The following is a 14,547-nucleotide window of genomic DNA, read 5'->3' as shown; positions in this document are numbered from 1 at the left end:
CCGCGCCCCAGGGCAATCTCGAACTTGCGAAACAGCGCCAGGTCCTGTTTGGCCTGTGGGTAGCGTGCGGCCACATCGGCCGGGCGCCAGCCGGTAGGCATGAACCAGATACGCAGCTTGTCCCACAGGCTGGTGGTGCGCCGGGCGTCGTGCCAGAGCTGGGCATAGAACTGCAGGTTGGCCCATAGCGGGTTCCAGCTGGCCAGCGGCGTGGTCACCCCGAACACCACCGGCTCGGCCGGGTCCTCCTCCTTGAACGTGCCGAACAGACGGTCCCAGAGAATGAACACACCACCGTAATTGCGATCCAAGTAAGCAGGATTTTGCGCATGGTGGACGCGATGATTGGACGGCGTGATCAACACCCACTCCAGCCAGCCAAGTTTAGGGATATGCCGGGTATGCACCCAGAACTGATACAGCAGGTTGAGCGAGGCGACGGTGATGAACACCAGTGGCGGCACACCCAGCAGCGCCAGCGGCAGGTAGAACAACCACGAGAAGAGGAATCCGCTACTGGTCTGACGCAGCGCCGTGGTGAGGTTGTACTCCTCGCTCTGGTGATGCACCGAGTGCGCAGCCCACAGCACGTTGCGCTCATGCCCCAGGCGGTGCAGCCAGTAGTAACAGAAGTCGTACAGGACGAAGGCCAGCAACCAGACCCACCCTGCCTGCACCGGCAATTGCAACAGCGCCAGGTGCTCGAAGACCAGAGCATAGGTGACCAGCCCTACGCCTTTGGTCAGCAGGCCGGTACTGGTCGACAGTGCGCCGGTACTCAGGCTGTTGATCGAGTCGGCCAGGGTGAAATTGTGCTGGCCGCGCACGCGGTCGGCGAGCAGCTCTACGGCTATCAGCACAAAAAAGAATGGTACGGCCAGCAGTATCAGGTCCATGGGCGCGACCTCAGGCGTTATCCACCAAGATTAGGCCGCCCCCGCAGGAATCCCTATGGCGACATCTGCCAAACTAGAGGACATTTAGCGCCTCGACACTGGAGTAATGAGCATGACAAAAAAAGTAGCGGTGATTCTTTCCGGCTGTGGCGTGTATGACGGCGCCGAAATCCACGAAAGCGTGATCACGCTGCTGCGCCTCGACCAGCGCGGTGCGCAGGTGCAGTGCTTCGCGCCGAACATCGCACAGATGCATGTAATCAACCATCTGACCGGCGAAGAAATGCCCGAATCGCGCAATGTGCTGGTGGAGTCGGCGCGCATCGCCCGCGGCGAGGTCAAGGATATCCGTGAGGCCAAGGCCGAAGACTTCGATGCGCTGATCGTGCCGGGTGGTTTCGGGGCAGCAAAAAACCTCTCGAACTTTGCCGTGGAAGGCGCCAATTGCAGCGTGAACCCAGACGTGCTGGCTTTGGCCGAAGCCTTTGCCGACGCCTGCAAACCCGTTGGCCTGATCTGCATCTCGCCGGCGCTGGCGGCGAAGATCTATGGACCGGGCGTGGTCTGCACCATCGGGAGCGATGCCGGCACTGCGGCGGCTGTCGAAAAGATGGGTGGCACCCATGAAGAATGCGATGTACACGATATTGTCGAAGACACCCAGCGCAAGCTCGTGACGACCCCGGCGTACATGGAGGCCAAGTCGATCAGCGAGGCGGCGGGCGGGATCTACAAGCTGGTGGACCGAGTGCTGGAGCTGACGCACGAGTAACTTACTGCGTCGGCTTCTTCGCGGGCATGCCCGCTCCCACAGGTCCAGCGCAGGCTTCAAGGTCACGCGGTACCTGTGGGGCAACTGCGCGATCGCCTGTAGGAGCGGGTTTACCCGCGAACACCGGCAGAGCCGGTGCCATCCACCGCGCCAGCCTGGGCTGTCGCCTACAGGAATCTGTCAGCCTTTCGAGAGCCGGGCAATGATCCGGTCCAGTGCATTGGCAAACGCCTGTTTCTCGCGTTCGCCATAGGCCGCCTGCCCGCCCCCCACCTGACCCTGCTCACGCAGCTCGGTGAACAGGTTGCGTGCCGCCAAACGGTCGCCCATGTTGCGCTCGTCGAACTCACGCCCACGCGGGTCCAGTGCGGCCACGCCCTTTTTCACCAGACGGTCGGCCAGCGGCACGTCACTGCAGATCACCAGCTCGCCAGGCAAGGCGTGCTCCACAATGTAATCGTCGGCCGCATCCATGCCGCTGGGCACCACGATCAGACGCACGATCGCGAACGCTGGCTTGGCCACCGCCTGCCCCGCCACCATCACCACCTCGAACTTGCGCTTGAGGGCGAACTTGACGATCAGATCCTTGGCCGCCTTGGGGCAGGCGTCGGCATCGATCCATACACGCATTGGAGACTCTCTACATGAACTCAATGCGCCCATCATGCCTGAAGCGCAGCGAAAGCTGGAGCAGGCCAGCGCTGGAAAAATGGCGCCAGAATTTCAATTACCGCTTATCCGACCCCGCCACTCAGGCTAAACTCGCCACAGCTTCAATGGCCTGCCCGAGCGCGCAATGAACCACCCTCACGAAATCCGCCCTGACCTGGACGAAGGCATCGACCGCAAGGTCCTGGCGACATTGCGTGCGCGCTTCCTGCATCTCAACCAGGGCCGACTGCAGCGGGCAAAGGAAGGCCTGTCAACGCGCCAGCAACAGGTACTGTCGTTGCTGCCGCTGCTGTTTCACGTGAACCACCCGCTATTGCCGGGTTACGTCTCCGGCAGCACCCCTGCGGGCGTATCAGCTTACGAGCCAAGCGCCGAGCTGGTGGCAGATGCCCAACGCCTGGCCCGCTCGTTCACTTACAAGGCCCAGCATGGCAACCCGCCACGCCCGATCCACGGCCTGTTCCTGATGGGCAGCCTGGGCTCGCTGGCGCAGGCCGAGCACAGCGACATGGACCTGTGGGTGTGCCATGCACCCGGTTTGCCCGAACAGCTGCTGGGTGAGCTGCGCCGCAAGTGCCAGCTGCTGGAGGCCTGGGCGGCAAGCCTGGGCGCCGAAGCACACTTTTTCCTGATCGACACACAGGGCTTCGCACAGGGTCAGCGCGATGGCCAGCTCGGCTCCGACGACTGCGGCACCACCCAGCACTACCTGCTGCTGGACGAGTTCTACCGCACCACCCTGTGGCTGGCCGGGCGTACGCCGCTGTGGTGGCTGGTCCCGGTGTACGAGGAGCACAACTATTACAGCTACACCCAGACGTTGCTGTCCAAGCGCTTTATCCGCAGCCAGGAAGCCCTTGACCTCGGCAACCTGGCGCACATTCCGCCCGGTGAGTTCGTCGGCGCTGGCCTGTGGCAATTGTTCAAAGGCATCGACTCGCCCTACAAATCGCTGCTCAAACTGCTGCTGACCGAAGCCTACGCCGGCGAACACCCTGCGGTGCGCTGCCTGAGCCTGGATTACAAGCAGGCAGTGTTTGCCAACCAGCTTGACCTCGACGAGCTGGACCCCTACGTGATGGTCTACCGGCGCATTGAACGTTACCTGCTGCAACGCGGCGAACCCGCGCGCCTGGAGCTGGTACGGCGCAGCCTGTACCTGAAGGTGAACAAGAAGCTCAGCGACCAGGGCCGCAGCCATGGCTGGCAACGCCGGCTGCTGCAGCGCCTGACCGACGAGTGGGGCTGGGACCAGCGCCAGTTGGCCCTGCTGGACAGCCGCAGCCAATGGAAAGTGCAGCAGATTGCCGTCGAGCGGCGTGAGCTGGTGGCCGAGCTTAACCTCAGTTATCGCTTCCTCAGCCAGTTCGCCCGCACCCAGAACGCCAGCAGCCGCGCCGACCAGCGCGACCTCAATGTGCTGGGCCGGCGCCTGTACGCCGCCTTCGAGCGCCGCGCCGGTAAGGTCGAAGTGATTAACCCCGGCATCGCCCCTGACCTCGCCGAAGACACCCTGACGCTGGTCCAGGCACCCAACCGCAAGGAGCCGGGCAGCTACCACTGGGAGCTGTACAGCGGCAACCTGAGCACCCATGAGGTACAGCACTTCAGCCCGATGAAGCGCTGCCGTGAGCTACTCGAGCTGCTGACCTGGGCCCATCGCAACGGGGTGATCGACAGCAGCACCCGCATGGCACTGCATCCAGGGGCCAGCGACCTCGGTGAGTTCGAACTGTTCAACCTGCTGGGCTGTCTGCGGCAAAGTATCCCCCTGCCCTTGCCGACCGTCAGCGAAGTGCGCCTTTTGCAGCCCAGCGTTGCCGATGAGGTGTTGTTGCTGGTCAACGTCGGCGTCGACCCGCTGCGCCACCACCGAGACCTGAACGTGCTGATGACCACAGAGCGCACCGACGCGTTGAGCTACGCTGGCGTGCGCGAAAACCTGGTGCTGACCCTGGACCAGGTCACCGTCAACAGCTGGAACGAGGTGCTGGTCCAGCGTTATGACGGCGAACACGCGCTGGTGCGCTGCCTGCGCGACTTCCTCAACAGCCCGGCGCAGCGCGGCCACCGGCCAAGGGTGCGAGTACGCTGCTTCTGCCAAAGCCGCGCCCAGCCGATCGGCCAGCGCGTAGAGGAAATTTTCGACACTGCGCAGCTGCTGCGGGACCAAGGGCTCCACCACCGCTACCTGCTACAAGTGGCCCAACACACCCATGTGCTGGAGCTGTTGCCCGAGCATGTCAGCCTGACGACCCTGGCCGAGCATGAGGGGCTGCTGGCCTACCTGGGCGAAGAACGCAGTGCCTACAGCCCGCTGTACCTCGATGCCAATGCGCTGCAGGACCACGACCTGCGCCTGGTGCTGGAGCAAGGCCGGCCAGCCTGCATTCAGGTGTTCTACCGCCTGCAGGGCGGCTGGGCCGATGTGTATGTGCTGGATGAATACAACGCATTGTGGCAACAACGCCTGCCGCTGCATGACGAAGCGCATCTGCTGTTGCCACTGCAACGTTTTCTGCGCTCGGTGGTAATGCGCCGCGATGCCCGCCTGCCCCTCGATAGCCTGCGACCCGCCTCGCTGGATATCCACTACGCGCAGCTGCTGCCTACCGGCCCAGGCAAGGCACGCAACATCGAGCCGCGCCTGGCCCCGGCCGAGAGCAGCGACCAGCCTTACTATGAGGTACAGGCGATTATCCAGGCGGGTGTAGCGGGCGTGGCGCATGTGACGCTGTACTGCGACCAGCAGGAGTTTTCCGAGCTGGAACATGGTGAGCAGCTGTATGCGGTGGTGGCCAGGCAGATCATCGGTCAGCGCCGTGGCACAGCGCAGTACCGGTGCTATATCACCGACCTGGATTTGTCCGAGTTGCTGGATGACCGGCTGGGGGCAACGCAGGCCTACCTGAGCTACAAGCGGGTGCTGGAGCAGGCTTTGAATGAGGGGTTGGAGCAGGTTTTGGCGGAGGGCGTCTGAACTCGCAGCACAAGGCGGCGACAAAGGAGTGCATCTCTCTGTAGCAACAGCCTTGCGCTGCAAACGGGCCGCGAAACGGCGCCCTGGCCCTTACAGGTCGTAATCGCCCGCCGCCTCCGGCTGGTACTCCACTTCCAGCAGCTTCAGCTTGAGGGTCTTGCCCCCCGGTGCCGGCCAGTCGATCTGCTCGCCCACCGACAGCCCCAGCAAGGCGCAGCCAATCGGCGCCAGGATCGAGACCTTGCCTTCCGGCCCGGCATCCTTGGGGTACACCAGTGTCAGGTGGTAGTCCTTGCCGCTGGCTTCCTCACGGCAGTGCACCCGCGAGTTCATGGTCACCACGCCCGCCGGCACTTCCTCGTGACCGACCACCTGCTCGGCGCGGTCAAGCTCGTCCTGCAGGGCGAGCACACCCGGCGTACTCTCGTCGAGGCTGTCGATCAGACGCTCCAGACGTTGTACGTCCAATCGGGTGAGGATGAGGGAAGGCTTGGTGCTCATGATCCAGTCAGACTCCTTTGAACAGGCAGTTTTCAATGTGCAAATAAAGCAAAACCCCGCCCAAGGGCGGGGTTTGAGAAGGCTTTGGCGTCACCGACGCAGAACCCGACACTACCACAGCCGGGCAAATACTCAAGCCCCTGCGCTCAGTGTGCCTTAGCCTGCTCGCGCAAGACCTGGGCCTCGCGGCAGATCTGACGGCGCCGTTCGTCATCGGCCGAGCGCCATTCGCGAATGTGCTCGACATGCCGATGGCAACCGGTGCACACCCGCTGTTCGTCCAGCCGGCATACGCTGATGCACGGTGACGGCACTGCAGGGCTGACGTTGCTGTAAAGCGGCTTGGGCGGCCGGGCCTGGGCGCTACTCATGTCAGATTTCGTCGAAGTCCAGCTTCTCGCCGGCCCGCTCCCAGACGATACGCTCGAGCATTTCACCCAGCAACTCTTCGCTCTTTTCGCACACCCACTTGCCGCTGTCTTCGTCGTAATCGAAGTGGAAACCACCGGAGCGGTCGGCAAGCCACAGCTGGCGCAATGGCTCCTGACGGCTGAAGATCAGCTGGGCGCCGCCCTCGAACTTGACGGTCAGGACACCGGCGGAGTTCTCCATGTCCAGGTCCAGACCGCTCTCGTCGAACAGATCTTCCAGGGCCTGTTGGGTCGCGTCGACCAGATCATGGAAACGCGCTTCACTCAAACTCATTGCAGGAACCTCGAAATTGGCTGCGTTACAGGCAAGCCGGGCAAGATACGGGCGCTTGCCGCCGAATGCAAAGGTTTAGCCGTTGCGTTCACCGACCTCTTCGCGGGCAAGCCCGCTCCTACGGGGGGCTGCGCAGAGGCTAAGCATAGCCCGCCCGGCGGACCGGTCCTTGCATAGGCAAGCCGCCGGTCGCTCGGTATACTCGGGCGCAATACTGCATTTTTCTAAGGATTTCACCCATGAAGCGCCTGATTTCCTCCTTCGCGGCGCTGGTCGCTGTTGCCTGCCTCGTTTCGGCCTGTGGCCAGAAAGGCCCGCTGTATCTGCCTGAAGATGGCGATAACGGCAAAGCGCACACGTCGCACCAGCACCAGCCAAAAGCCAAGCCGGCCCCGGCACAAGAACAGCAGCCCGAGCTGCAGTCCGAGCCCGAGCCCGAGCAGTCGCCAGCGCAGTAAGGAAACCAGATGAACGCTTTCAACTACCGCGACGGTGAGCTGTTCGCGGAAGGCGTGGCCCTGTCGGCCATTGCTGAACGTTACGGCACCCCCACCTATGTGTACTCGCGCGCCCACATCGAGGCCCAGTACCGTAGCTACGCAGACGCCCTGCAAGGCACCGAGCACCTGGTGTGCTTCGCGGTCAAGGCCAACTCCAACCTTGGCGTGCTGAACGTGCTGGCGCGCCTGGGCGCAGGCTTTGACATTGTCTCCGGTGGTGAACTGGAGCGTGTACTGGCCGCTGGCGGGCGTGCAGACCGCGTGGTGTTCTCCGGCGTTGGCAAAACCCGTGAAGACATGCGCCGTGCCCTGGAAGTTGGCGTGCACTGCTTCAACGTCGAATCCACCGACGAGCTGGAGCGCCTGCAAGTAGTCGCCGCCGAAATGGGCAAGGTTGCCCCGGTGTCGCTGCGGGTCAACCCGGACGTCGATGCCGGTACCCACCCGTACATCTCCACCGGCCTTAAAGAAAACAAGTTCGGCATCGCCATTGCCGATGCCGAGGCCATCTACGTACGCGCCGCACAGCTACCGAACCTGGAAGTGGTCGGTGTCGATTGCCACATCGGCTCGCAACTGACCACCGTCGAGCCATTCCTCGACGCCCTCGACCGCCTGCTGGTGCTGGTCGACCGCCTGGCCGAGTGCGGCATACACCTGCGCCACCTGGACCTGGGTGGCGGTGTCGGCGTGCGCTACCGCGACGAACAGCCACCACAGGTGGCCGACTACATCAAGGCCATCCGCGAACGCGTGGGCGAGCGCGACCTGGCCCTGGTGTTCGAGCCTGGCCGCTACATCGTCGCCAACGCTGGCGTGCTGCTGACCCGCGTGGAATACCTCAAGCACACCGAACACAAGGACTTCGCGATCATCGATGCCGCGATGAACGACCTGATCCGCCCGGCCCTGTACCAGGCCTGGATGGGTGTCAGCGCGGTCAAGCCACGTGCAGGCGAAGGCCGTGCCTATGACCTGGTCGGCCCTATCTGCGAGACTGGCGACTTCCTCGGCAAGGACCGCATACTCAACCTGGCCGAAGGTGACCTGCTGGCCGTAGAGTCCGCGGGCGCCTATGGTTTTGTCATGAGTTCAAACTACAACACCCGCGGCCGTTGCGCTGAAATCCTGGTCGACGGCGACCAGGCGTTCGAAGTACGCCGCCGCGAGACCATCGCCGAACTGTATGCTGGCGAAAGCCTGCTGCCGGAGTAAGCCCATGCTGCTGCGTTTTACCAAGATGCATGGGCTGGGCAACGACTTCATGGTCCTGGACCTGGTCAGCCAGCACGCGCACATTCAGCCCAAGCACGCCAAGCAATGGGGTGACCGTCACACCGGCATCGGCTTTGACCAGTTGCTGATCGTCGAGGCGCCGAACAACCCGGAAGTGGACTTCCGCTACCGCATCTTCAACGCCGACGGCTCCGAGGTCGAGCAATGCGGCAACGGTGCGCGCTGCTTTGCCCGCTTCGTGCTGGACAAGCGCCTGACCGCGAAAAAGCGCATCCGCGTGGAAACCAAGAGCGGCATCATCGTGCTGGACGTGCAGAACGACGGCCAGGTGAGTGTCAACATGGGCCCGCCGCGCTTCATCCCTGCCGAAATTCCCTTTGTCGCCGATGCACAGGCGCCAAGCTACCCACTGGAAGTTGACGGCCAGTTGTACTCGATAGCCGCCGTGTCCATGGGTAACCCGCACGCCGTGCTGCGTGTAGACGACGTGTTTACTGCGCCTGTGCATGAGCTGGGCCCGAAGATCGAAAACCACCCACGTTTCCCACAGCGGGTGAATGCCGGCTTCATTCAAGTCATCGACCGCCACCGCGCCAACCTGCGCGTGTGGGAACGCGGCGCCGGCGAAACCCAGGCTTGCGGCACCGGCGCCTGCGCCGCAGCCGTGGCGGCGATCAGCCAGGGCTGGATGGATTCCCCGGTGTCCCTCGACCTGCCCGGTGGTCGCCTGCACATCGAATGGGCCGGCCCCGGCAAGCCCGTGATGATGACCGGCCCGGCCGTACGCGTCTACGAAGGACAGGTTCGTCTCTAAACGAGTAACCGCCATGACCGATCAGCCCAAGGTTGTACCCAAGCAGTCCGCCGAGCTCGATGCCGAAGCGGTGGTCGCCTACCTGCGCGCCCACCCCACCTTCTTCGCCGAGCACGACGAGCTGCTGATCGAACAGCACATCCCGCACCAGCGAGGAGACAGCGTGTCGCTGGTGGAACGCCAGCTCAAGCTGCTGCGTGACCGCAACATCGAAATGCGCCATCGCCTGTCGCAACTGATGGACGTGGCCCGCGACAACGACAGGCTGTTCGACAAGACCCGCCGGCTGATCCTTGACCTGCTCGATGCCGGCAGCCTGGAAGAAGTGGTAATGGCGGTCGAAGACAGCCTGCGCCAGGAATTCCAGGTGCCCTTCGTCAGCCTGATCCTGTTCGGCGACAACGTCGCGCCGGTGGGGCGCTGGGTCAGCAATGCCGAGGCGCAGCAAGCCATCGGTGCCCTGCTGGGCGGTGGCAAGACCGTCAGTGGCAACCTGCGCGAGCACGAGCTGGCTTTCCTGTTCGGTGAAGAACAGCGCCGGGAAGTAGGCTCCAGCGCCGTGGCAGCTCTTGAGTACCAAGGGCTGCATGGGGTTCTGGCCATCGGCAGCCGCGACCCGCAACACTACAAGAGCAGCGTCGGCACCCTTTTCCTCGGCTATATCGCCGAGGTGCTCGGCCGCGTTGTGCCACGCGTTACCCAGACACTGCGCTCGGTACGCTGATGAAACGCCAGCTGGAGGCTTATTGCGCACACCTGCGCAACGAGCGCCAGGTGTCGGAGCACACCTTGCTGGGCTACCGTCGCGACCTGGAAAAAGTCATCGCCTACTGCAAAGAACACGGCATTGCCGAGTGGCAGGCGCTGCAAATCCAGCAACTGCGCCAGCTGATCGCCCGCTTGCACCACCATGGCCAGTCCCCGCGCAGCCTGGCACGCCTGCTGTCGGCAGTGCGCGGCCTGTACCGTTACCTCAACCGCGAAGGCCTGTGCCAGCACGACCCGGCCACCGGCCTGAGCGCACCCAAAGGTGAGCGTCGGCTGCCCAAGGTACTGGATACCGATCGCGCGCTGCAGCTGCTCGATGGTGGCGTCGACGACGACTTCATTGCCCGGCGTGACCAGGCGATCCTCGAGCTGTTCTATTCCTCAGGCCTACGCCTATCGGAACTGACCAGCCTCGACCTTGATCACCTCGACCTCGCCGCCGGCCTGGTGCAGGTACTGGGCAAGGGTGGAAAAGCCCGCGTACTGCCGGTGGGTCGCAAGGCTCGCGAGGCGTTGCAGGCCTGGTACCGCTTGCGCGGCATCGGCAACCCACGCGACCGTGCAGTGTTCATCACTCGCCAGGGCAATCGCATCAGCCCCCAGGCAGTTCGGCTGCGGGTAAAGGCCGCCGGTGAGCGTGAGCTGGGCCAACACCTGCACCCGCACATGCTTCGCCACTCCTTCGCCAGCCATGTGCTGGAGTCATCCCAGGACCTGCGCGCGGTGCAGGAGATGCTCGGCCACGCCGACATCAGCACGACGCAAATCTACACCCACCTGGACTTCCAGCACCTGGCCGCGGTGTACGACAGCGCCCACCCTCGGGCCAAACGCAGCAAAGGCACAGACTCATGAGCATCAAGCTGATCACCTTCGACCTCGACGATACCCTGTGGGACACCGCGCCGGTGATTGCCACCGCGGAAGTCGTGCTGCGCGACTGGCTCGAGGCCAACGCACCCACCCTCGGCAGCGTGCCGGTGGAACACCTGTTCGCCATCCGCGAGCGCCTGGTGCAAGCAGAGCCCGGCCTCAAGCACCGCATCAGTGCCCTGCGCAGGCGCGTGCTGTTTCATGCCCTGGAAGAGGTCGGCTACAGCGAGCAGCACGCCCAGGCGCTGGCCAACGAAGGCTTCGAAGTGTTCCTGCATGCCCGCCACCAGGTGGAGATCTTCCCAGAGGTGCAGCCGGTGCTTGAAATCTTGCGCCATCAATACATCCTGGGCGTGGTCACCAACGGCAATGCCGACGTCAGCCGGCTAGGGCTGGCGGATTACTTCCGCTTTGCCCTGTGCGCCGAGGACCTGGGCATCGGCAAACCAGACCCTGCACCATTCCTTGAAGCGTTGCGCCGCGGCGAGGTGGACGCGGGTGCGGCAGTGCACATCGGCGATCACCCTGGCGATGACATTGCCGGTGCCCAGCGCGCCGGGTTGCGGGCGGTGTGGTTCAACCCGCAAGGCAAGGCCTGGGCTGGCGATCAGGCGCCGGACGCCGAGATCCAGCGCCTGTCGCAACTACCTGACGTGCTTGCACGCTGGCGCTGACGGGGCCGCTTTGCGGCCCATTCGCGGGCACGCCCGCTCCCATAGGGACCGCGCAGGTCCTGAACCCTGTGGTGAACCTGTGGGAGCGGGCATGCCCGCGAAGAGGCCGGCACGGGCAACACAAAACCCACAGGCGTAAAAAAGCCCGCAGCGACGGCGGGCTTTTTTGCGATCAGCCACTCAGATAGGGCGGCTGCCGTACTTGTTGTCCGGCTTCTTGGGCGGGTCAGCGACCACGTTGGCCTCGACTTCCTGCACCTTGCCACCACGAGAAAGGAATTCTTCCATCGCCTTGGCCAGTGCATCACGCTCTTTCTGCTTGGCTTCCATGCTCGGCATCTCGTCTACCGAGACTGCTGCCTTGGATTTGCCCTTGGCAACGGGTGCCGGGCTGCTGTCGTCATCGCCAGCGTCTTCCACGCCGTCGTCAGCCGCCCCTTCAAGGACCTCATCACCCTCGTCTTCGTCGCCTACTTCGAGGTCATCATTTTCCAGATCGTCGTCGCTCATGTTCTACCTCATGACTTGCGAAAAGCAGGTTGGTTATAGACCAGTGCAGCCGTAGACCGGCAACCACCAGTGAAAATTCAACTGGCCGTGGGTTAGGCCACTGCCCTTGGGTCGGCACTCGTGATGGGAGGCGGCACCCAGCAGGCCCTGCTCCTGGCAGGACCTGACAAATCCATTAGCCCCTGCTGGCCACACGCTATTGGCAAGCCTAGCAAAGGCTGGCGAAGTGTGTGGACTGCTCGTCAAACACCCTTCGGCGCGCATTCTAGCGCGCCCGTGGAAAAAGCAAAGCACCATAAACGCCCTGTGGCTTGTAAGTTTTTTACCTACGTCACGAACGTGCCGAATAAACCGTTTGCCGTGCGGGAAATGCTGAAAAACTGGCAAAAAAATGCCCGGCAAGCCGGGCAAATTTTTACCGCGTCGCAGTTACAGGTTGTAGCCGCGTTCGTTGTGCTGAGCCAGGTCGAGGCCGACCGACTCTTCTTCTTCGTTGACCCGCAGGCCCATCACCACATCCAGCACCTTGAGAATCACGTAGGTGACGATGGCGGTGTAGACTACGGTGAAAATAACACCTTTGGCCTGGATCCAGACTTGCATGCCGATGTCGGTGACGGTACCGAAGCCGCCCAGCGCCGGGGCCGCGAATACACCCGTCAGGATGGCACCGATGATGCCGCCAACACCGTGGACGCCGAAGGCATCCAGCGAATCGTCATAGCCGAGTTTGCGCTTGAGCGTGGTGGCGCAGAAGTAGCAGAGCACACCCGAAACCAGGCCGATAATCAGCGCGCCAATCGGCCCGACGGTGCCCGCAGCCGGGGTGATGGCAACCAGGCCAGCAACCACGCCCGAAGCGATGCCCAGAGCACTTGGCTTACCGTGACCGACCCACTCGGCGAACATCCAGCCCAGGGCGGCGGCGGCGGTAGCGATCTGAGTGACCAGCATGGCCATGCCGGCAGTACCATTGGCGGCAGCAGCAGAGCCTGCGTTGAAACCGAACCAGCCGATCCACAGCATCGCTGCGCCCATGAGGGTATAGCCAAGGTTGTGCGGGGCCATCGGCGTGGTCGGGTAGCCCTTGCGCTTGCCCAGTACCAGGCAGCAGACCAGGCCTGCGATACCGGCGTTGATATGCACCACGGTGCCGCCAGCGAAGTCCAGTACGCCCCAGTCCCACATCAGGGCACCGTCACCGCTCCACACCATGTGGGCGATCGGCGCATATACCAGGGTGAACCAGATACCCATGAATACCAGCATCGCCGAGAACTTCATGCGCTCGGCAAAGGCACCGACGATCAACGCCGGGGTGATGATGGCGAACGTCATCTGGAAGGTGATGAACACCGCTTCAGGGAACAGCGCGGTGGCCGAGGTCAAGCTGTCAGGCGTGACACCGCTGAGGAAGGCCTTGGAGAAGCCGCCAACGAAGGAGTTGAAGTTGAGCACGCCCTTTTCCATACCGGCGGTATCGAAGGCCATGCTGTAGCCGTAGACGACCCAGAGAATGCTCATCAGCCCGGTGATTGCAAAGCATTGCATCATCACCGACAGCACGTTCTTGGATCGCACCATGCCGCCATAGAACAGGGCCAGGCCCGGGATGGTCATGAACAGCACCAGCGCCGTTGCGGTCAGCATCCAGGCGGTGTCGCCGGAATTAAGCGCTGGGGCAGCTTCCTCTGCCAGGGCAAGCCCAGGCATTACGAGGGACAATAGGGCTCCTAGCCCTGCGATCTTACGCAGAGTCATGTTGTTTTCTCCTGGGGCGTTGGGTTTGGTGAGGCTTTTTTTGCTGCTTAGATCGCGTCGGTATCGGTTTCGCCGGTACGGATGCGGATCGCCTGCTCCAGATTCACCACGAAAATCTTGCCGTCACCAATCTTGCCGGTGTTGGCTGCCTTGGTGATGGCTTCGATTACCCGATCAAGGTCCTTGTCATCGATGGCGACATCGATCTTCACCTTGGGCAGGAAATCGACCACATATTCAGCACCGCGATACAGTTCGGTGTGGCCCTTCTGCCGACCGAAACCTTTGACTTCGGTGACGGTGATGCCCTGCACGCCGATTTCCGACAACGACTCGCGCACGTCGTCCAGCTTGAACGGCTTGATGATGGCTGTGACTAGCTTCATGAAACTCTCTCCCGATTTGGTGGACTTGCCCCAGGAAAACAAACCCGTCTCAAGTCTAAGCGCAGCGGTTGGCTTTGTAACGCGTCGTCGGCATCCGGCTCCGCGTGCGCACTGCCTGGTCACAAGGAACTGCTTCAGTGCATGGCTCGTACAGGTCTTTGCAGAAACCTTGCCAGTTCGGACAAAGCGCCGAAAAACAGAGCGTTATGTGATTTTGTCGGGATTGGCCAGTCGCCAGCATCGGAAACATGCACAATTTCGGTGCGCCGAGGTGGGGCAAGCTGCGCGAAAAATGTGCAACTGATTGAAAACCGCACGCCATCTTTGTGGGAGCGGCCTTGCGTCGCGATGGGGCTGCGAAGTGCCCTACGATTTGTGCCTTGATGCCGATATTGCCAGGGCCGCTGTGCAGCCCAATCGCCACGCAAGGCCATTCCTACAAAGGCCAATGTGCACTCAGGCGCCAGGTTTGTGCGTGCTACACTGGCGGCCACTT

At 62.7% G+C, this 14,547-nt stretch carries 15 protein-coding genes and 1 pseudogene; 8 read left to right on the top strand and 8 right to left on the bottom strand.

Annotated features, from left to right (window positions below):
• Positions 1-269: 269 nt before the first annotated feature.
• Positions 270-896 (bottom strand): annotated as a pseudogene (locus tag ACF8Q6_RS07270) (sterol desaturase family protein); the annotation flags it as partial.
• A 112-nt stretch (positions 897-1,008) separates the two neighbouring features.
• On the opposite strand from ACF8Q6_RS07270, the gene elbB reads away from it, so the two are divergent.
• On the top strand, positions 1,009-1,668 hold the full coding sequence (gene elbB, locus ACF8Q6_RS07265; RefSeq protein WP_017148021.1) for an isoprenoid biosynthesis glyoxalase ElbB: 660 nt from the start codon (positions 1,009-1,011) through the stop codon (positions 1,666-1,668).
• 180 nt (positions 1,669-1,848) lie between these two features.
• Here elbB and ACF8Q6_RS07260 read toward each other — a convergent pair whose 3' ends face one another.
• Positions 1,849-2,301: a YaiI/YqxD family protein gene (locus ACF8Q6_RS07260; protein ID WP_392490565.1), complete on the bottom strand. Its 453-nt coding sequence runs from the start codon at positions 2,299-2,301 to the stop codon at positions 1,849-1,851.
• 166 nt (positions 2,302-2,467) lie between these two features.
• On the opposite strand from ACF8Q6_RS07260, the gene ACF8Q6_RS07255 reads away from it, so the two are divergent.
• Positions 2,468-5,323, top strand: a complete 2,856-nt coding sequence (locus ACF8Q6_RS07255; protein ID WP_392490566.1) for a class I adenylate cyclase — start codon at positions 2,468-2,470, stop codon at positions 5,321-5,323.
• A gap of 90 nt (positions 5,324-5,413) precedes the next feature.
• On the opposite strand, the gene rnk is transcribed toward ACF8Q6_RS07255, so the two are convergent.
• The 3 genes from rnk to cyaY all read right to left on the bottom strand — a co-directional run bounded on the left by rnk (position 5,414) and on the right by cyaY (position 6,529).
• On the bottom strand, positions 5,414-5,824 hold the full coding sequence (rnk, locus tag ACF8Q6_RS07250; protein ID WP_003253652.1) for a nucleoside diphosphate kinase regulator: 411 nt from the start codon (positions 5,822-5,824) through the stop codon (positions 5,414-5,416).
• A gap of 146 nt (positions 5,825-5,970) precedes the next feature.
• Positions 5,971-6,195 (bottom strand): DUF1289 domain-containing protein, encoded by a 225-nt coding sequence (locus tag ACF8Q6_RS07245; RefSeq protein ID WP_003253651.1) that lies wholly within the window; start codon positions 6,193-6,195, stop codon positions 5,971-5,973.
• Between the two features lies 1 nt (position 6,196).
• Complete coding sequence (cyaY, locus tag ACF8Q6_RS07240) at positions 6,197-6,529, bottom strand: iron donor protein CyaY (RefSeq protein WP_004575827.1); 333 nt, start codon at positions 6,527-6,529, stop codon at positions 6,197-6,199.
• Between the two features lie 239 nt (positions 6,530-6,768).
• Between cyaY and ACF8Q6_RS07235 the strand changes: the two genes are divergently transcribed.
• The 6 genes from ACF8Q6_RS07235 to ACF8Q6_RS07210 are packed head-to-tail and all read left to right on the top strand — an operon-like array spanning position 6,769 to position 11,394.
• Positions 6,769-6,987, top strand: a complete 219-nt coding sequence (locus ACF8Q6_RS07235; RefSeq protein WP_012054064.1) for a lipoprotein — start codon at positions 6,769-6,771, stop codon at positions 6,985-6,987.
• Between the two features lie 9 nt (positions 6,988-6,996).
• A complete protein-coding gene (lysA, locus tag ACF8Q6_RS07230) occupies positions 6,997-8,244 on the top strand; it encodes a diaminopimelate decarboxylase (RefSeq protein WP_392490567.1) in 1,248 nt (415 codons plus the stop codon).
• Between the two features lie 4 nt (positions 8,245-8,248).
• Positions 8,249-9,079 (top strand): diaminopimelate epimerase, encoded by an 831-nt coding sequence (dapF, locus tag ACF8Q6_RS07225; protein WP_003253647.1) that lies wholly within the window; start codon positions 8,249-8,251, stop codon positions 9,077-9,079.
• A 13-nt stretch (positions 9,080-9,092) separates the two neighbouring features.
• The gene (locus tag ACF8Q6_RS07220) at positions 9,093-9,803 is read left to right on the top strand and encodes a DUF484 family protein (protein ID WP_003253646.1); all 711 of its coding nucleotides are present in this window, start codon (positions 9,093-9,095) and stop codon (positions 9,801-9,803) included.
• On the top strand, positions 9,803-10,702 hold the full coding sequence (gene xerC, locus ACF8Q6_RS07215) for a tyrosine recombinase XerC (RefSeq protein WP_392490568.1): 900 nt from the start codon (positions 9,803-9,805) through the stop codon (positions 10,700-10,702). The genes ACF8Q6_RS07220 and xerC overlap by 1 nt, the downstream gene beginning before the upstream one ends.
• A complete protein-coding gene (locus tag ACF8Q6_RS07210; RefSeq protein ID WP_003253644.1) occupies positions 10,699-11,394 on the top strand; it encodes an HAD family hydrolase in 696 nt (231 codons plus the stop codon). Before xerC ends, ACF8Q6_RS07210 begins: the two co-directional genes overlap by 4 nt.
• Positions 11,395-11,574: 180 nt before the next feature.
• Here the strand turns inward: ACF8Q6_RS07210 and sutA are convergent, their stop codons facing one another.
• The 3 genes from sutA to glnK form a co-directional block, all read right to left on the bottom strand.
• On the bottom strand, positions 11,575-11,904 hold the full coding sequence (gene sutA / locus ACF8Q6_RS07205) for a transcriptional regulator SutA (protein WP_003253643.1): 330 nt from the start codon (positions 11,902-11,904) through the stop codon (positions 11,575-11,577).
• Between the two features lie 429 nt (positions 11,905-12,333).
• A complete protein-coding gene (locus ACF8Q6_RS07200; RefSeq protein ID WP_010955751.1) occupies positions 12,334-13,665 on the bottom strand; it encodes an ammonium transporter in 1,332 nt (443 codons plus the stop codon).
• A 47-nt stretch (positions 13,666-13,712) separates the two neighbouring features.
• Positions 13,713-14,051, bottom strand: a complete 339-nt coding sequence (gene glnK / locus ACF8Q6_RS07195) for a P-II family nitrogen regulator (RefSeq protein ID WP_002555808.1) — start codon at positions 14,049-14,051, stop codon at positions 13,713-13,715.
• Between the last annotated feature and the right edge of the window lie 496 nt (positions 14,052-14,547).

Origin of the sequence: Pseudomonas sp. GLN_2 (genome assembly GCF_043106005.1) — a bacterium.
Taxonomy (GTDB): Bacteria; Pseudomonadota; Gammaproteobacteria; order Pseudomonadales; family Pseudomonadaceae; genus Aquipseudomonas; species Aquipseudomonas alloputida.
Note: the sequence above shows the minus strand (reverse complement) of the source record. Positions and strands in the feature narration are given on the sequence as shown.